12 protein-coding genes are annotated in these 17,262 nt (G+C 73.8%); 4 read left to right on the plus strand and 8 right to left on the minus strand.

The window, feature by feature from the left end:
• Nucleotides 1–60: 60 nt before the first annotated feature.
• From HNR20_RS31775 to HNR20_RS31785, 3 genes are all read right to left on the minus strand, one after another.
• Nucleotides 61–450 (minus strand): hypothetical protein, encoded by a 390-nt coding sequence (locus HNR20_RS31775; RefSeq protein ID WP_229687414.1) that lies wholly within the window; start codon nt 448–450, stop codon nt 61–63.
• Between the two features lie 385 nt (nt 451–835).
• Nucleotides 836–1,606 (minus strand): DUF5995 family protein, encoded by a 771-nt coding sequence (locus tag HNR20_RS31780; RefSeq protein ID WP_184187727.1) that lies wholly within the window; start codon nt 1,604–1,606, stop codon nt 836–838.
• A gap of 135 nt (nt 1,607–1,741) precedes the next feature.
• Nucleotides 1,742–4,639 carry a helix-turn-helix transcriptional regulator gene (locus tag HNR20_RS31785; protein ID WP_184187730.1) on the minus strand — a complete coding sequence of 966 codons (2,898 nt, stop codon included), beginning with the start codon at nt 4,637–4,639 and terminating at the stop codon, nt 1,742–1,744.
• Nucleotides 4,640–4,833: 194 nt separating this feature from the next.
• On the opposite strand from HNR20_RS31785, the gene HNR20_RS31790 reads away from it, so the two are divergent.
• On the plus strand, nt 4,834–7,176 hold the full coding sequence (locus HNR20_RS31790; protein ID WP_184187732.1) for an AAA family ATPase: 2,343 nt from the start codon (nt 4,834–4,836) through the stop codon (nt 7,174–7,176).
• A gap of 83 nt (nt 7,177–7,259) precedes the next feature.
• Here HNR20_RS31790 and HNR20_RS31795 read toward each other — a convergent pair whose 3' ends face one another.
• Complete coding sequence (locus HNR20_RS31795) at nt 7,260–8,075, minus strand: class I SAM-dependent methyltransferase (RefSeq protein WP_229687413.1); 816 nt, start codon at nt 8,073–8,075, stop codon at nt 7,260–7,262.
• A gap of 108 nt (nt 8,076–8,183) precedes the next feature.
• Between HNR20_RS31795 and HNR20_RS31800 the strand changes: the two genes are divergently transcribed.
• Nucleotides 8,184–11,474: an ATP-binding protein gene (locus tag HNR20_RS31800; protein ID WP_221309984.1), complete on the plus strand. Its 3,291-nt coding sequence runs from the start codon at nt 8,184–8,186 to the stop codon at nt 11,472–11,474.
• 89 nt (nt 11,475–11,563) lie between these two features.
• Nucleotides 11,564–12,256, plus strand: coding sequence for a hemerythrin domain-containing protein (locus HNR20_RS31805; protein WP_229687411.1), 693 nt, complete (start codon nt 11,564–11,566; stop codon nt 12,254–12,256).
• 37 nt (nt 12,257–12,293) lie between these two features.
• On the opposite strand, the gene HNR20_RS31810 is transcribed toward HNR20_RS31805, so the two are convergent.
• The 4 genes from HNR20_RS31810 to HNR20_RS31825 form a co-directional block, all read right to left on the minus strand.
• On the minus strand, nt 12,294–12,860 hold the full coding sequence (locus tag HNR20_RS31810; RefSeq protein WP_184187739.1) for a dienelactone hydrolase family protein: 567 nt from the start codon (nt 12,858–12,860) through the stop codon (nt 12,294–12,296).
• A gap of 55 nt (nt 12,861–12,915) precedes the next feature.
• A complete protein-coding gene (locus HNR20_RS31815; protein WP_184187744.1) occupies nt 12,916–14,025 on the minus strand; it encodes a nucleotide disphospho-sugar-binding domain-containing protein in 1,110 nt (369 codons plus the stop codon).
• A gap of 120 nt (nt 14,026–14,145) precedes the next feature.
• Nucleotides 14,146–15,453: a phenylacetate--CoA ligase PaaK gene (gene paaK / locus HNR20_RS31820; RefSeq protein ID WP_184187747.1), complete on the minus strand. Its 1,308-nt coding sequence runs from the start codon at nt 15,451–15,453 to the stop codon at nt 14,146–14,148.
• Between the two features lie 77 nt (nt 15,454–15,530).
• Nucleotides 15,531–15,980 carry a MarR family winged helix-turn-helix transcriptional regulator gene (locus HNR20_RS31825; RefSeq protein WP_184187750.1) on the minus strand — a complete coding sequence of 150 codons (450 nt, stop codon included), beginning with the start codon at nt 15,978–15,980 and terminating at the stop codon, nt 15,531–15,533.
• Nucleotides 15,981–16,117: 137 nt separating this feature from the next.
• On the opposite strand from HNR20_RS31825, the gene HNR20_RS31830 reads away from it, so the two are divergent.
• Nucleotides 16,118–17,262 (plus strand): MFS transporter (locus HNR20_RS31830; protein ID WP_260321925.1); only part of this gene is annotated, 1,145 nt, incomplete at its 3' end.

Here is a 17,262-nt window from a genome sequence, read left to right on the forward strand (position 1 = left end):
TCCGACGGTAGGCGGTAGCGCGGGGCCCGGCCGGCGGAACCGGGCAGGTGGGTGGCCTGCTCAGGACAGGTCCGGAACGGCGAGCAGCCGGGCCAGTGCGAGCGGATCGGCGACGGTCACCGTGGCCGCCGGGTGTCGCGGCCGCCCGCCAGGCACGATGGCCGGCACCGGTACGCGGAAGCGCAGGCAGATCCCGCCGGCCGTGCTGCTGCCGAAGCTCGCGCCCCTGTCGGCCATCGACAGGTGCGGCCCGATCACCCGCCACCAGCGGTACGGGCCACTCAGCTCGACGGCGGTCACGTTCTCCCGGTCGGTCCGCAGCCGCCACGGCCCGTACCGGATCAGCAGATCCCGGTCGGTGACGGCGACCCAGGCCGTCGCCGGGCGGACCCCCAGCAGCGCCAGCACGGGGCGGAACGCCGGATCGAAGCGGAACGGGAACCGCGTCACGACGCCGGTCACCGCGCACCGGGCCGGGCAATGGGTCGCGGCACCGGGCCACCCGGCCGCAGAGGGCCGGGCCGCGCGGGTCGGGGGCGGGCGGCGGGCCGGCGCCGGGCCAGGACGGTCATGGCGCGGGCGTACCCCGTACGAGCCCGCCGACACCCCCGGATCTGCCACCGTCGGCGCGAGCGTGACGCCCCTCCCCCACCGCCGGCCGGCACCCCCCGGGCCGGCCGACGGTGGCAGACGGTCGACACCCCCCGGAGCCGACCGGCTGTACCCCCTGGTGCCGAGCCCTTCGGCGGCCACCCGGGGTGGGCGGAACTGGTGGGACGCGCCCCCGCGCTCCGCCGCCCCCCACGGGGCGGAGCGCGGGGACCCCCCGTCCCGGCTACTGCAGGAACGCCCCCAGGGGCGAGAGCAGCAGCCGGCCGAGCGCCGCGGCGTTGTCGTCCAACCGCGTGCGCTCACACTCGCGGGCGTCCGGATCGTGCCGGCACCGCCAGATCTTCTGCGCGTTACGCCAGGCGACATCGCGGGTGTACTCGACCAGTTCCCCCTGGTACCAGTCGTCGATGTCGCCGTTGAGCATGTCGATGAGCAGTTGCCACCGCTCCAGATAGCCACGGCGCAGGCCGGGGATCTTGTCCGCGAAGATCTTGTTGATCTCGAGGTAGTCGTGGTGCTGGTCGCTGCCGTCGACCGGCTCCGACTCCAGGTGGTCGAACGTGGTCACCAACGCGAACGGCAGATCGAAGTTGATGTGCGCGTTGACCCCGGCCGCCGCCGAGGGCAGCGGGCGGGCGTCCGGCCCACGCATCCGCTCGAAGAGGCACGACCAGGCCTTCGGTGTGCCCGGACTGGAATCGGTCCACATTCGCATCGCGTCGAAGTACCGCGCGGCGAACTCGACGTCTAGCCGGGAGAGAAAGGCCGGGTCGACGAAGCGGTCGTCGTACAGCCCGTCCAGCACGCTGCTGGTGATGGTCAGGTAGAGCCGGTTGAAGTCGGCCAGCGGACAACTGTCCTCCAGCGGAGGCAGCCGCACCAGAATGTCCTGGAGCTTGGTGAGGTGATCGACCACGGCCGGCACGTCCGCGGGATGGTCGGCGAGCAGGTCGACGATGTCCCGGTGCACGGGCCCCCAGACCGGTTCGGTCATCTCTCCTCCATGGTGGTCGGCGGCATCCCCCGTGCCGTCGTCGACGCGGCTCAGCCTTTCAGCCGACACCCACTCGCCGGATCAGTAGAACGACGTATCCGGGCGCGCACACGCGTCAGTAAACGGAGTGGCCGATCAGCCCCGAACGTTGCGCAACTGGATCGCGCTGGCCTGAACACGGGTACGGACCTGGAGCTTGTCGAAGATGTGCGACACGTGCACCCCGATGGTCCGCTCGCTGATGAACAGCCGCTGCCCGATCTCCTTGTTGGTCAACCCCTCCGCGACAAGAGCGAGCACTTCCCGCTCCCGTGCGGTGAGCGCCGCCAACTCGTCGTCGGACGCCTCCACCGGTACGCCCCGCGTACCGCCGATGATCTCGCGCTCCTCCAGCGACACCCGGGCACGCCCGGCCAGCTCGCGGATCTCCGAGGTCAACGGCACCGCGCCCAACCCCTGCGCCACCCGGTACGCCTCCCGCAACAGCTTGCCTGCGGTTGCCACCCGGCTGCGGCGAGCCAGCAGCGCCTCGGCCTGCCGCAGCCGCGAGTACGCCGCCGGGTAGGGGTGATGACGTCGGTCCCACTCGCTGACCGACGCGGCCCACAGCTCCGGGTCGCTGCCGTCGAGGCGGCTCACCTCGGCGGCGCAGAGGGCCAGGAACGCCTCCACCACCGACCGCACCGGACGAGCGGCGCCGACGCTCTTTCGGGCCACCCGCTCAGCCACGTCCCGCAGCCGGCGTACCGCCGTCGGGTCCACGGCCACGGTGCGGCTGGCGTGCGCCTCGGCCTCGGCGCGCAGGCCGTGCCAGACCAACGCGGACAGGATCGTCACGTCGTCGGAACGGCTCTCGGTGAGGCCGCGTTGCACCGCCAACCGGGCCACATCGTGCCGGCCCTCCCACATCGCCAGCCCGGAGCGCAGGGTGAGCAGCGGAATGACGTGCCGCGCCCCGCCGCCGGCGAGCAGGGTCGCCACCGCGTCGAGGTCCCGACCGGCGGCCTCGATGTCGCCGTAGCCCACCGAGAGCCGGCACCGGGCGAGCAGCAGCTCGACGGCGTCCGCGCCGGACGGTCGGTGCCGCAGGGCCGCGGCGACCACCTTCTCCGCCTCGGCCCACTGGCCCACCCGGAACAGCCCGTTGATGGCGATGGCCAGCAGGCGCGTCCCCCAGGTGCGGCCCAGCCCCAGCTCGGCCACCCGCTCGGCACCACGCCGGGCCACCACCACGCCCTCTTCGAGGATGTTCAGTGGACCGGTCAGCAGCTCCGCCAGGTGCAGGTACGCGCAGGCGACGTCCTCGGGCTGGCCGGCGCGCTCGGCGGTGTCGAGGGCGTCGCGCATGACCGCCAGGCCGGCGTCCGGGTCCTCCAGGTAGGCGTCGCTGAAGCCGAGCGCGGAGCTGGCCAGCACCACCTCGGTGGCGGTGCCCTCCACATTGGCGGCCAACGTCAGCGCCTCCCGGGCCCGCTGCCCGGCGTCGGCGTACCGACCGAGGTGCAGCAGCAGCTCGGCCAGGCGCGCGGCCGCTGCGGCCCGGTCCCGTGGGGAGCAGTCCGCCGCCTCCAACGCCCGCTGGTATTCCTCCTCGGCCAGCGCCGAACGACCGGCGGCGGCCAGGTAGCGAGCACGGCGGATGTGCAGCGCGCAGCTCGGCTCGCCGCCGCGCAGCGCGGCCACCTCCTCCAGCAGGGCCAGCGCGCGGGCGTGCTCCCCACAGTGGTGGGCGGCCTCGGCGGCGTTCTCGAGCAGTTCGACACGGTCCATCGGCAGCGGACCCGGGTCGGTGGCCAGTTGCAGCGCCGCCGACCAGTGCCGGTGCGCCTCGGCGTAACCGTGCAGCCGCTCGGCTTCCTGCGCGGCGGCCACCGCCGCCGGCAACGCACGCGCCGGCTCACCGGCCAACCGCCAGTGGTGCGCCAGCCGGGCCTGGTGCAGCTCACCCGGCGCCGCGGTCAGCGCCTCGGCGTAGCGACGGTGCAGCCCGGAACGCTCGGCCGGCAGCAGCTCGTGCGCCAGCACCTCGGCGACGAGGCGGTGCCGCAGCCGGTAGCCGTCGTCGGCGCCGACCAACAGCCGGTGTGCCACCGCCGCGCGGGCCGCGTCGATCAGCTCGTCCTCCGGCAACCGCAGCACCTGAGCCAGCAGCCAGTGCTGCACCGGCTCGACGCCGGCGGCCACCGCGTGCACCACCGCGTGCGCGTGCTGGGGCAGCGCGTCGACCCGGTCGAGGAAGATCTCCCGCAGCGTCTCGGACAGACCGTCGCGGCCGTCGCGCAGATCGCGGGCCAGCTCCTCGATGACGAACGGGTTGCCGCCGCTGCGCTGCCACACCTGCTCGGCCGCGTCTGCGGGGAGTGTCCGGCCGACCACGGCGGCGGCCAGCTCCTCGGTGTCGGCCCGGCCCAGCGGTGCCAGGTCGAGCACTCGCACCGTCCGCAGGCGACGCAGCTCGGTGAGCACCCGGCGCAGCGGGTGCGCGCCCTGCAACGACTCGGCGCGCACGGCCGCCAGCACGGAGAGCTGGAGGTCGCCGAGCCCGGCCAACAGGTAGAGCAGCAGTTGCCGGGTGCTCCGGTCGACCCACTGCAGGTCGTCGAGGATCAACACCAGTGGTCTGCCCTCGGCGATCAGGTGCAGCCCGCGGCTGACCCGCTCCAGCAACGCGCCCGCGCCGTCCGGGCCGGCGGTCTCGTCGGCGAACATCTGCAGCAACCCACGCACGGCCGAGGAGGTGCGTGCGTGCGAGGTGGACACGTCGGCGTCGAAGCGGCGCAGTGCCTGCAGCAGCGGGTGCAGCGGGGAGGCGTCGCCGATGTCCAGGCAACTGCCGGTGAGCACCACCGCACCCTGCTCACGCAGCTGGTCGCCGATCTCACTCAACAGCCGGGTCTTGCCCACACCGCTCTCACCGGTCAGGAAGACAGCGGCGGTCTGCCCGTGCGCGGCGTCACCGAGCATCGCGGACCGAACCGTCTGCACCAGCTCGGCCCGGCCCACGAGCGGTGCGGTGTCCACATCGCTGGCCATGGCACGCAGCCTAATCACAGGTCCCCAAACCGTTCTACGGCCATCCGCCGCTTGTGGTACTCCTCGCGTCGACTTTGCGACTAAAGGTTGCAGGTGGCCGACATACGTCGTTCGGCAGATCCCCCGTCAGCCCAGGAATGCCAATCTCCGGAGGTCATCAGGCATCAGCGGGGAGAAGGGCCGGTGCGACACCCATGACCACCACGCTCATCGTCGGCGACGCGCTGCGGACCATTACCCCGGACTGGCCGGTGCCGGAGGAGAGGCGCACCGTCACCGTGCTCTTCGCCGACATCGTCGGCTCCACGGCGCTGGTGGACCGGCTCGACCCGGAGGACGTCCGAGCATTGCAGCGGGTCTACTTCGACACCGTCGCCGGCGTGCTGCACCGCTGGCAGGGGGTGGTCGAGAAGTACGTCGGCGACGCGGTGATGGCGCTCTTCGGCGCCCGGAACTCCGACGGCTTCGACGCGTACCGGGCGGTGCGCGCCGGACTGGAGATCCAGGCCGCGCTGGACCGCCGGCCGATGGTCGGGAACATCAGACTGCGGGTTCGCGTCGGTGTCGCCACCGGCGAGGTCGTCGTCGACCTGGGCGGCGCGGTCAGCGGTGGGCACGGCGTGGCCAGCGGCGCGGTGATCACCACCGCGGCGCGCCTGCAGGAGTACGCGCCGCCCGGCGCCGTCGCACTCTGCGCGGCCACCGCCCGCGCCACCGCCGGCCTCATCACCCAGCGTCAGCTCATGCCGGTACCGGTCGCCGGTCGGGTGCCACCGATGCCGGTCTGGCACGCCGTCGGTCCGGTGCGCCCCGGCGCAGACCAGCACGACGGCCCGCTGATCGGTCGCCGCCGCGAGCTGGCCACCATCCGTGACCAGTTGAGCTGGGCCATCCGCACGCGGAACCCGCGCTGGGTCTCCCTGGTCGGCCCCACCGGCAGTGGACGCAGCCGGCTGCTGCACGAGTTGACCCGTGGGCTGACCTCGGTGGACGGGTCGCCGGTGCGTTGGTGTGTGACGACCTGCCAGCCGTACCCCGATCAGGTCCTGGCGCCGATCGCCGAACTGCTCCGCGGCCTCGCCGGGGTCCGGCACGGCGACAGCGCCGCAGTGGTCCATGACCGGTTGGTCGCCGCCCTGACACCGTTGTTCCCGCCCGCGCAGGTCGCGACGGCGGTCCCGGCGCTGCAGCGGCTGCTGGGCACCCCGGACGGCTCGGCGGCGGCGTTGGCAGGCGCGGCGATCTGCCGGGAGGTCCTGCTGCGCCTGGCGGCCTACCGGCCGCTGATCGTCGCCGTGGACGACGTGGACCGGGCGGGGCCGGCGGTGAGTCGCTTCCTGCACGCGCTGTTCAGCGCGGCGACGGCGCGTGGACTGCCGCTGGCCATGCTCACCCTGCACCAACCGCAGTGGACCGACACCCAGCCCGGCCCGGCCCGACGGGTGACGATCCGCCCGCTGGCCACAGTGCAGTCCGGGCGGATGCTGCGCCACCTGCTGACCCGGGCCGGCCAGCCGGTGGCCCTGGTCGACCGGCTGCTGCCGCTGGTGGGCGGCCGCCCCGGGCACGCGGCGGCGTACGTGGCATCGATCGTGGATGGCGCCGACCTGGTGGCGCTCCCGCTGCCCGAGGCGGTACGCCGGGCCGTCGCCGCCGAGGTGGACCACCTCGACGGTGAGCGGCGAGCGGTCCTGATGGCCGCCGGCATCCTCGGCGGGGTGATCTCGTCAGCGACGATCGACCGGGCGCTCGGCTGGACGCCCGGCCGCTCCGCACCGGCACTACGCGGGCTGGTCACCGCCGGGCTGCTGCTCCCCCACCGCGCGGACGGGTACGCCTTCGCCGCGCCCGCGCTGCGCCAGGTCGCCGCCGAGCGGCTGCCCCGCGCGCTGCGGACCCTCTTCGCCCACCGAGCCACCGAAGCCCCGCGCCTCGGCCCGGTCCCGGCTGACGCCCCGCGCCTCGGCCCGGTCCAGGCAGACGCCCTCCGGGCGGACCCTGCTGCCGTCGACCCCGTTGGCGCCGGTGTTGCTGGTGCCGCTCGTGCTGTGCTGAAGGGCTCGGCCGCGCGCACCGCCGAGGTCGTGCGCCTCGACGCCGTTCGTTCCCGGGTCGGCCTGGACAACGTCCCCGCGGCGCTGGCCCCAGCGCCGCGATCCGGCCCGGCGGGCCGACGCCGTCCCACCCCGACGATGGCCACCCCGCCGGCCGCGCTGACTCGGGTGACCAACCGTCCGCCCGGCTCCAGCCGACTCCGAGCCGTCGCGCTGGCCGGTGACGTGCCGCCGATCCCGGCCGTCACAGCGCCTACGGCGCGGGCCCGATCCGCAGCGGCGCCGGTGGCGCGGTCCAATTCGGGCGGTCACTGGCCCTCGGACGTCGACCGGTCCCCGGTGGGCATCCGTGCAGTGCCTGCCGCACCAGGGTCAGCCGGACCCGGCGCCCATGCCGCTGTCGGCGCTCCGCCAGGGGCGGTGCGCTCCGTGCCCCTGGCGAAGCCGATCCGTCGGCCGCAGAACCTGGCTGCCTCCGCCTGAGGGTCCGCCCTTGATCGTTGACAACTGAGCAACGCGACACTCCGAGCGCCGCCCTGCTGAGCTGCCACCGATCGCCGCGATCTTCACGGCACCGACGCCGAGGCCAGCAGCGCCGCGGTAGGCAGTGCGAGCAGGCCGTCCGCGTCACGGTAGGCGGCGGTCACCTCGTCGTACGCGGCACGGATGCGGACGATCACGTCCGGCGGTTGGGCCTCCATCAGCAGGCCCGGCCTGCTGATCCCGTTGGCGGGGCCGCTCCACCACGCCTCCGGGTCGGTGCGGTGCACCCAGCTGATCGTGTCGCAGCGCACGTCGGTGAGCCCGGCGACGTCGAGGAGGCCCGCCAACCCGTCGGGGGTACGCGGGAAGTCCCTGTCCGCGTCCACGCTCGGCACCGCGGTCGGCGGTTCGACCCCCGCGGCTGCGAAGACCTCGCCCCAGAGCCGCTGGGCCTCGGGCGGAGGGTAGGGCCAGGTCGTCACCGCGATCCGACCCGCCGGACGGACCACCCGCCGGAGCTCGCCGATCGCGGCCAGCGGATCGCCCACGTGATTGATCACGAAGTTCGCGACGGCCGCGTCGAAACACCCGGACGGGAACGGCAGGTGGGGCAGAGCCGCGACACGGACCTCTTCGGCGGACGGGAGCCGACCGCGCGCCAGCTCCACCATGCTGGGCTCGGCGTCGACGGCCACCACGGCGGCGCCGCGAGCGCACGCCAACCCGGCGACGGTCCCGGAACCGGTACCGGCGTCGAGCACTCGCATGCCCGCACCGACGTTGGCGGCGTCCAACAACGCTGACGCGGGATGGGCGCAGAGCGAGGCGAAGCTGCGGTCGAACGCCGCCGCGCGCCCGGCCCAGCGCGACCGCTCGTATTCGTCGAAGGCTGTCGTCACTGGCCCACATCCCATTCAACGATCTTGATGGTATCGCCACGATATTGCACGAGGTGTTCAGCGGGAACGGGAAGGCCCTCCACGCGCCTGACTAGGATTGGCCCAGTCATGCTGCTACGGGTGCTCGGGCCGCTTGAGGTCGAGGTCGACACAGGCGGGCCGGTCGACCTCGGCGGCCCCCGCCAACGCGCCGTGCTCGCGCTGCTGCTGGCGGCCCGGGGTGAGGCCGTCTCCGTCGGTCATCTGATCGAGGATCTGTGGCGTGGTGACGCACCGCCGCGGGCGATCGCCTCCCTCCAGGCGTACGTCTCCCACCTGCGCCGCCTGCTGGAGCCGGCCCGCGAGCGCCGCGCGCCGGCGCGGGTCCTGGTCACCACACCACCGGGCTACGCGATCCGGGTGCCCCGCGATGCCGTCGACGCCGGCCGGTTCGAGGCGCTGCTCGGGGAGGCGCGCGCGGTCAGCCCCGCCGATCCGGCACGCGCACGTCTGCTGCTCAGCACCGGGCTCGACCTGTGGCGCGGCCGGGCGTACGCCGAATTCGCCGGGGAGCCGTGGGCGCAGCCGGAGGTCGTGCGACTGGAGGAGCTGCGTCTCGTCGCCCGGGAACTGCTACTCGACGTGACCGTGCGCTGCGGCGACGCGGCCTCGGCCGTACCGGAGGCCGAGGCGCTGACCCGGCAGGCGCCGCTGCGGGAGGAGAGTTGGCGGCTGCTGGCGCTGGCGCTGTGGCGTACCGGTCGGCAGGGCGACGCGCTGGCCGCGCTGCGCCGGGCGCGGGCGACCCTGGCGGATCAGCTCGGCCTGGACCCCGGCCCGGCGTTGGTCGAGGTGGAGTCCGCGATCCTGGGCCAACGTCTCGACCTGCTCCCACCGGTGGCCGCGACGGCGGCACACGTCGACGCCACACCACCGCCGGCAGAGGACGTCTTCGTCGGACGGGAGGCCGAGCTGGCCGCTCTCGGGCGGGCCGCCGCCGAGGCGATGACGAGTGGGCCGCGGATCGCGCTGCTCAGCGGGGAGGCCGGGGCCGGCAAGACGAGCGTGCTCGCCCGGTTCCGGGAGGCGCTCACCGCCCACGGCTGGCTGGTCGCCGTCGGCCGCTGCCCCGAGGTCGAGGGCGCCCCGCCGGCCTGGGCGTGGGTCGAGGCGCTGCGGCAGCTCGCCCAGGAAGCTCCCCCGGGCGATCTCGCGCCGGCGCTGACCCCGCTGCTCGGCGGGAGCGACGGCGAGCCGGGCGGTGACGTCACCGCCGGCCGGTTCCGGCTGCACCGGGCCGTCGGCGCCTGGTTGGACGCGACCGCGGTCGACAGGCCGGTCGCGGTGGTCCTCGACGACCTGCACGCCGCCGACGCCGAGACACTGCTCCTCCTGAACAGCGTCATCGAACTGACCACTGGCCCCGTGCTGTTCGTCGCGGCGTTGCGCCCCGCCGACAACCGGGAGCGACTCGCCGACACCATGGCCGTCCTGGCCCGTCGATCACCTCACCGGATCCAGCTGGGCGGCCTGACGACGGCCGAGATCGAGACGCTGCTCGGGGCGCTGGCCCGGACCACCGTCGACGCCGACACGGTCACCGCGCTGACCGAGCGGACCGGCGGCAACCCGTTCTACGTCCGGGAGTCGGCGCGGCTGCTCGCCGCCGAGGGCTCGCTCGTCGCCACCTCCGACGTGCCCGAGGGGGTACGTGACGTGCTGCGCCGGAGAATCTCCCGCTTGCCGTCATCGGCGGTCTCGGTGCTGCGCCTCGCCGCCGCTCTCGGGCGGGAGGCGGACGTACGGACACTCGTCGACGCCGCCGGCACCGACGAGGCGTCCGCCCTCGAGGCGCTGGAGGTCGGGCTGACCGCCGGCCTGCTCACCGAACCGGCACCGGGGCGGGTGCGGTTCGTGCACGGTCTGGTCCGCGACACCATCTACACCGACCTTCCCCAACTTCGCCGCACCCACCTGCACGCCCGGATCGCCGCCGCCACCCGCCGACTGACGCCCGACGACTACCCGGCCCTGGCCCACCACTACGCCCGCGCGGCGTCGGCCGACACCGCGCCGCTCGCCGTCGACTACGCAGTGCGCGCCGCCGAACTGGCCGAGCGGCGGTACGTGTACGACGCCGCGATCGAGCTGCTCCGCAACGCCGTCGACGCCGCTGGCACGGTCGCCGGGGATCGCGACGCGCTGCGTGTCGACCTGCTCGGCCGGCTGTTGCGCGCCCAGGCTCGGGCCGGTGCGGTGGCCGCCGCCCAGCAGACCCGCGCGCGGGCCATCGACGTCGCCGTCGGGTCCGGCCGGGACGAGCTGCTGGTCGCGGCGTTCACCGCGTGGACCGTCCCCACCCCGTGGCTGACCCACGCGTACGGCGACGTGGACCACCGGGTCGTCGAGCTGCTCGCTGGGCTGCTGCGCGCCGACGACCTGGACCCGGTCGCCCGCTGCCGGCTGCTCGACGCGCTGGCCACCGAGCTGGAGGGCGAGGCGGACCCCCGCGGCGCGGAGGCCGGACGGGAGGCGCTGACAATCTCCCGGCGACAGGACGACCCCGAGCTGCGTGCCCTCGGGTTGGCCGCCCGTGTCCGCACCATGCGCTACGAGCTGGAGGCGCCGCAGCGGCGGGAGCTGGCCCTGGAGCTGCGCGCCCTCGCCGACAAGCACGGCCTGGTGACCTACCGCTGGCTCGCCGAGCAGGTGCTCGGGCAGGCCGCCGCCGCGCTCAACGAGCCGGACGAGGTCCGCGTCAGCGTCGCCCGGCAGGGGACGCTGGCCCAGGCGTACCAGTTGCACGAGGCGCAGGCTATCCACCTCAGCTCGCTGGGTGCCCTCGCGCACATCGGCGGCGACTTCGGCGCCGCGCGGCGGCACTACGACGAGGTTGCCGAGCAGATGCGGCGACAGGGCTCGCTGCACGCCGAGGCCTTCCACTACTTCGCCGTGGCGAGCCTGCTGATCAGTCAGCGGCGCTTCGCCGAGCACCTGGAGCCGACCCGGCTGGCCGGCGAGCTGCTCGGGCCGATCGCCGACGACCTGCTGGCGCTGGCGCTGATCGAGAGCGGACGGGTGGACGAGGCGCGGGCCATGCCGATCGGACGGCACACGTACCGCCCCGACTACTTCCAGTCGTCGCTGCTCACCGTACGGGCGATGGTCGTCGTGGCACTGGGTCGGCGGGATCTGGCCCGGCCCGTGATCGACGCGCTGCTTCCGGTACGCGACCAACTGGCCGGTTTCTGCACCACCGCGATCGCGCTGCGGCCGGTCGCGCTGACGCTCGGGGAGCTGTTCCGGTTGCTGGGCGACACCGAGCAGGCGGCGCGGCACTTCACGCTGGCGGCCAGGGTGGCCCGTCGGTGGGAGTCGCCGCACTGGCTGGCGGAGGCGACGGCGGCGCTGGCCGGCTGATCCCGTGCGGTGTGGCTTCCAAGCCGATTCCAAGTGGCACCGAGCATGATCAAGAAACCTGTGCCAGTTGATTTCCTCGGAAGGTCCCCGTGAACCAGAACCACCGCGAAGCCATGGCCGACGTCCGCGACATGTACATGGCGCACGCCGCGCTCCGCCGCGAGTTCAGCCTGCTTCCGCAGCTCGTCCGCGACGTCGCACCGGGTGACGCCCAACGCGCGGAGGTCGTCGGCGCCCACACCGACCTGCTCTGCAACGTCCTGCACCTGCACCACGAGGGCGAGGACCTGCTGCTGTGGCCGCGACTGGTCGAGCGCGCCGGTGCGGAGGCCGCGGCCATCGTGCCCACCATGGAGGCGCAGCACCACGCCATCGAGGAGGCCCACGCGGCGGTGGTCGCCCTGCTCCCCGAGTGGCGCCGCACCGGGCGCGGCGGTGAGCAGCTCGCCGACGCGGTCGAGCACCTTCGTGCCGCGTTGATCGAGCACATGGCCATGGAGGAGACCCAGATCCTGCCCCTGGCGCAGCGGTACGTCACCGCCGCGGAGTGGATGCAGCTCGGCGAGCACGGGTTGGCCAAGACCCCGAAGAAGCAGGCGCCGCTCATCTTCGGCCTGGCCATGTACGAGGGCGATCCCGAGGTGATCAAGGCGGTGCTCGCGCACGCCCCGCTGCCGGCCCGGCTGCTCATGCCGATCATCGGGCCCCGGCTCTTCGCCGCGCACGCCAAGCGGGTGCACGGCACCGCCACGCCCCCGCGCATCGGGGCAAACGCGCACTGAGCCGTGGGCGGTGCGGATTCGGCTGCTCGCGCCGGGGTCAGCGGGCCGCCAGGAAGGCCAGCGCCCGTGGCCAGGTCGCCGCGTCGGCGTCCGGGGCGTACTCGGCCAGGTCCGGGTCGGTGAACAGGTGTCCCACACCGGGGTAGCGGAACACCGTCAGGTCAGCGCCCGCGTCGGTCAGCGCCTGCTGCCACTCGTCGACCTCGTCCGGCGCGTCGTACGGGTCGGGGTCGGCGAGGTGCAGTTGCACCGGCAAGCCGGGCCGGACCGCGTCCGGCGCGCCACCGGTGCCGTGCAGCAGGAGCAGACCGGCCGAGTCGGGGCGCTCGGCCAGCAGCGCCCCGGCCACGCCGGCACCCATCGAGAAGCCGGCGAGCACGGTCTCGGCCGGCAGGTCACGCAACGCTTCCCGAGCCCGGTCCAGCACCACCTCCTGGCCGATCTTGTCGAGCAACGCGAAGCCCTCCTCGACACTGTCGGAGGCCGGTACGCCGTACAGGTCGGGTGTGGCGACCTGGTGCCCGGCGGCCCGCATCCGGTCGGCGGCGGCGCGCACGGCGGGCCGCAGCCCGTGCACGGAGTGGAACAGCACGACGTGTCGCATCACGCCATCCTGCCGCAGCCGACCGCCCGTCCAGTGCGGCCACGCGGGGCGAGCGTCAGACCAGCGCCGCCAGTCGCGCGACGAGGTCGGCCGGTGGCGGCATCGCGGCCATCTCGCGGCTGACCTGCCCGGCAACGGTACGGAGGCGGTCGTCGGTGACCAACTGGGTCAGCGTCCGCGCGGTGATGTCGCGAGGGCGCAGCGCCAGACCGGCGCCCCGGCGGGCCACCAGCTCGGCGTTGTGCCGCCGGTCCCCCGGGCCCATCGTGGCCAGTTGGGGCAGCCCGGCGGCGAGGGCACCGAGAGCGCTGCCCGCGCCGCCGTGGTGCACCAGCGCCGCGCTCGCCGGCAACGCCTCGTCGAGCGGGACCCAATCGACCACGCGGACGTTGGCGGGCAGCGTGCGGGCTGCCGTACGGCGGTCCGGCCGGACCAGCACGATCTCGGCGTCCACCTCGGCGGCGGCCGCGACCACGGCGGGCATCGGCCCCTGGTCGCCGGGGCCGGTCAGGGTGCTGCGGGTGACCAGGATCCGGGGTCGCTCACCCGGCTCGCGCAGCCAGGCCGGGAGCTCGCCGCCGCCGATGTAGGAGGCGTAGCGCATCGGCCAGCCCTCCTGGGTGGCCACGCTGGGCGGGGCCACGGCCAGGGCGGCAGCCGGTGGCGGCAGCTCGCTCAGGCCGTGCCGACGCAGCGCGGGACCGAGGCGGGCGGTGGTGGCGCCCACCAGGTCCCGACCGTCGAAGAGGGAGTTCTCCTGGCGGACCGCCGGGACGCCCAACCGGGCGGCGGCCACCGCGCCGGCCACCGCGAACGGCTCGTGCAGCACCAGATCCGGTAGCCACTCGGTGGCCAACGCGACGACCGGATCGGTGAGCTGGTCGTTGAGGGCGCCGAAGAGCAGGCCGGCGCCCCGGGTGCCGGCGGTGCCGGCCATCTCGGCGCGGGCGATCAGCGGATGCCGGGGAAGGACCCGCAGCGCGATCCGGCCGAAGGCGAAGCCCGGCGCGATGTCGTGCACCGGCAGGCCCGCCTCGGCGGCGGCCAGGCCGCTGTCACCGGTGGCCAGCAGCACGTCGTGGCCGGCGTCGCGCAGGGCGACGGCGAGTGGCACCAGCGGAAAGACGTGCCCGATCAGCGGGGCGGAGACCACCAGCACTCGCATGGGCGAATCCTATGTCGACGATGACGAACGCGGGCTCCTCGATGATCGTTGGCAGCTGAGTGACCCGACACGCCGCGCGCCGCCCTGCCGAGCTGCCACCGATCGCCGTCGGCCAGCCGTTCAGCCAGCCCGGCGCTGGTCGACGATGCGGCGCATCTTGCCCACCGACCGTTCCACCGCGTCCGGGGCGAGGACGTCGACCGCCACGCTCACGCCGATGGTGTTCTTCACCAGCTCGACCAGCGTCGCGCCGGCCCGCGCGGCGGCCTCCACGGCGACATCGGCCCGCCGCTCCACCCGTACCGTCAGGGTGTCCAACCGCCCCTGCCGGTCGAGGACGCACTGGAAGTGCGGCGACAGCTGTGGGGTCCGCAGGATCAGCTCCTCGATCTGGGTGGGGAAGATGTTCACCCCACGCACGATCATCATGTCGTCGGTCCGGCCGGTGATCTTCTCGATCCGGCGCATCGGGCGGGCGGTGCCGGGCAGCAGCCGGGTCAGATCCCGGGTGCGGTAGCGCACCACCGGCATCGCCTCCTTGGTCAGGGAGGTCAACACCAGCTCACCCTGCTCGCCGTCGGGCAGCACCTCCCCGCTGACCGGGTCGATGATCTCCGGGTAGAAGTGGTCCTCCCAGAGGTGCAGCCCGTCCTTGGTCTCGACACACTCGGTGGCCACGCCGGGGCCCATCACCTCGGAGAGCCCGTAGATGTCCACCGCGTGGATGTCCAGTTGCTGCTCCATCTCCCGGCGCATGTCCTCGGTCCACGGCTCCGCGCCGAAGATGCCCACCCGTAGCGAGGTGGCCCGCGGGTCGACACCCTGCCGGCGCATCTCGTCCACGATGGCCAGCATGTAGCTGGGCGTGACCATGATGACCTCGGGCTCGAAGTCGCGGATCAACATGACCTGCCGCTCGGTCATGCCCCCGGAGACGGGGATGACCGTGCAACCCAGCTCCTCGGCCCCGTAATGCGCGCCCAGACCACCGGTGAAGAGCCCATAGCCGTACGCGACGTGCACCCGGTCGCCGGGGCGACCGCCCGAGGCGCGGATCGAGCGGGCCATCAGTCGCGCCCAGGTGCGCAGGTCGTCGCGGGTGTAGCCGACCACGGTCGGCCGGCCGGTGGTGCCGGAGGAGGCGTGCAGCCGGGCGACCCGCTCGCGGGGGACGGCGAACATGCCGAACGGGTAGTTCTCCCGCAGCTCCGCCTTGCCGGTGAACGGGAAGCGGGCCAGGTCGGCGAGGTCGCGGCAGTCGTCGGGGTGCACCCCGACCGCGTCGAACGCGCGGCGGTAGTGCGGCACATTGTCGTACGCGTGCCGCAACGACCAGCGCAGCCGTTCTCCTTGCAGGGCGCGCAGCTCGTCGATGCTGGCGCGCTCGATCGGCTCCAGCTCCTCCGGACGAGGGGTGCGGTCCTGCATCGGTTGCCTCCTTGGCGCGGCGGTCCCGGTGGGGCTGCGGGTACCGTACGCCCGCCTTCGCGAAGGCTGGCGGACGGTCAGCGGGCGGTCGGCAGCCGGTGCAGGGCGTCGACCAGGGGGGCCAGCTCGGGGGTGGCCTCGGCCTCGGCGAGTGCGTCGGTGAGCACCCGGTCGTGGGTGGGTCGGGCCTGGGCGAGCAGGTCGGAGCCGGCTGGGGTCAGCTCGGTGTAGATGCCACGTCGGTCGTCGGCGCAGAGGATGCGGGTGAGCAGACCCCGCTGCTCGAGCCGGGTGACCAGGCGGGTGGTGGCGCTGCTGGAGAGCGCGGCGGCCCGACCGAGCTGGCTCATCCGCATGTGCCAGCCGTCCTGGCGGGAGAGCGCGTCGAGCACGGTGTATTCGACGACGGACAGCTCGTGGCACCCCTGCAGGGCCCGCTCCAGGGAGGTCTCGATCAGCCCGTGCAGGGCGGCGAGGGTGCGCCAGCCCTGCGCGCGGATCTCGACCGCGTCGTCGGCGATGCCCATGCCGGCCCTCCTCGGGTGTGATCTGGACGGCCCCAGGCTACCACGCTTGCGCCGGTATAAGGCGCGTGCAACTATTTCGTTGTTGGCGCGTGTAGTTGCACACGCCGCATACTTGACCCCTCCCCGATGGGAAGACCATGTCCGTACGCCACAAGTCCCTGCCGCCCGGCCTGATCGCGCTGGCCATCGGCGCCTTCGGCATCGGGCTCACCGAATTCGTGATCATGGGGCTGCTGCCCGAGGTGGCCGCCGACTTCGCGGTCACCGAGCCGGTCGCCGGCTGGCTGATCTCCGGCTACGCGCTCAGCGTGGCCGTCGGCGGGGTGGCCCTCACCGCGGCGGTCACCCGGCTGCCCCGCAAGCCGGTGCTGCTCGGCCTGATGGTGCTCTTCATCATCGGCAACCTGCTCTCGGCCGTCGCCGGCGACTACGCCGTGATGATGGCCGGCCGGATCGTCGCCGCGCTCTGCCACGGCGCGTTCTTCGGTATCGGCGCCGTGGTGGCGGCCGGCCTCGTCGCACCGGCCCGTCGGGCGGGCGCGATCGCCATGATGTTCGCCGGCCTGACCATCGCGAACGTGCTCGGCGTGCCCTTCGGCACCTTCCTCGGCCAGCACTTCGGCTGGCGGTCGACGTTCTGGGCGATCACGGCGATCGGCGTGGTCGCGCTGATCGGGTTGGCCCTGCTCATCCCGGCTCGCGACACCGCCAACGCCGACCAGCCGGCCGGTGGTCTGCGCGGCGAGCTGCGCGCCTTCACCCACTCGCAGGTCTGGCTGTCCCTGGTGATCACGGTCCTGGGCTTCGGCGGCATGTTCGGCGCGTTCACCTACATCGCGTACACGCTCACCGAGGTCAGCGGGTTCGCGGCCGGCACCGTGCCGTGGCTGCTCGTCCTCTTCGGAGTCGGGCTCTTCGCCGGCAACCTGCTCGGCGGTCGGGCGGCGGACAGGTCCCTGTCGCGCACCCTGGTCATCGTCCTGGCGGTGCTGACCGTGGTGCTCGTCGGGTTCGCGCTGACCGCGACGAGCCCGGTGCTGACCATCGTCTCGCTGGTGTTGATGGGCGGGTTCGGGTTCGCCACCGTGCCGCCGCTGCAGATGCGGATCATGCACTACGCCAACCAGGCGCCGACCCTGGCGTCCGGGGCGAACATCGCGGCGTTCAACCTCGGCAACGCGTTGGGCGCCTGGATCGGCGGCGTGACCATCGCCGCCGGACTCGGGTACACCTCGCCGATCTGGGCCGGCGCCGCGCTCACCCTGGCCGGTCTGGGTGTCCT

Source organism: Micromonospora parathelypteridis (genome assembly GCF_014201145.1).
Taxonomy (GTDB): domain Bacteria; phylum Actinomycetota; class Actinomycetes; order Mycobacteriales; family Micromonosporaceae; genus Micromonospora; species Micromonospora parathelypteridis.

Coding starts and splice junctions, on each gene's coding strand:
- paaK (WP_184187747.1), bottom strand. CDS start 15,453: ATGCAGGACCGCACCCCTCGTCCGGAGGAGCTGGAGCCGATCGAGCGC.
- HNR20_RS31790 (WP_184187732.1), top strand. CDS start 4,834: ATGACCACCACGCTCATCGTCGGCGACGCGCTGCGGACCATTACCCCG.
- HNR20_RS31815 (WP_184187744.1), bottom strand. CDS start 14,025: ATGCGAGTGCTGGTGGTCTCCGCCCCGCTGATCGGGCACGTCTTTCCG.
- HNR20_RS31785 (WP_184187730.1), bottom strand. CDS start 4,639: ATGGCCAGCGATGTGGACACCGCACCGCTCGTGGGCCGGGCCGAGCTG.
- HNR20_RS31810 (WP_184187739.1), bottom strand. CDS start 12,860: ATGCGACACGTCGTGCTGTTCCACTCCGTGCACGGGCTGCGGCCCGCC.
- HNR20_RS31780 (WP_184187727.1), bottom strand. CDS start 1,606: ATGACCGAACCGGTCTGGGGGCCCGTGCACCGGGACATCGTCGACCTG.
- HNR20_RS31825 (WP_184187750.1), bottom strand. CDS start 15,980: ATGGGCATCGCCGACGACGCGGTCGAGATCCGCGCGCAGGGCTGGCGC.
- HNR20_RS31800 (WP_221309984.1), top strand. CDS start 8,184: ATGCTGCTACGGGTGCTCGGGCCGCTTGAGGTCGAGGTCGACACAGGC.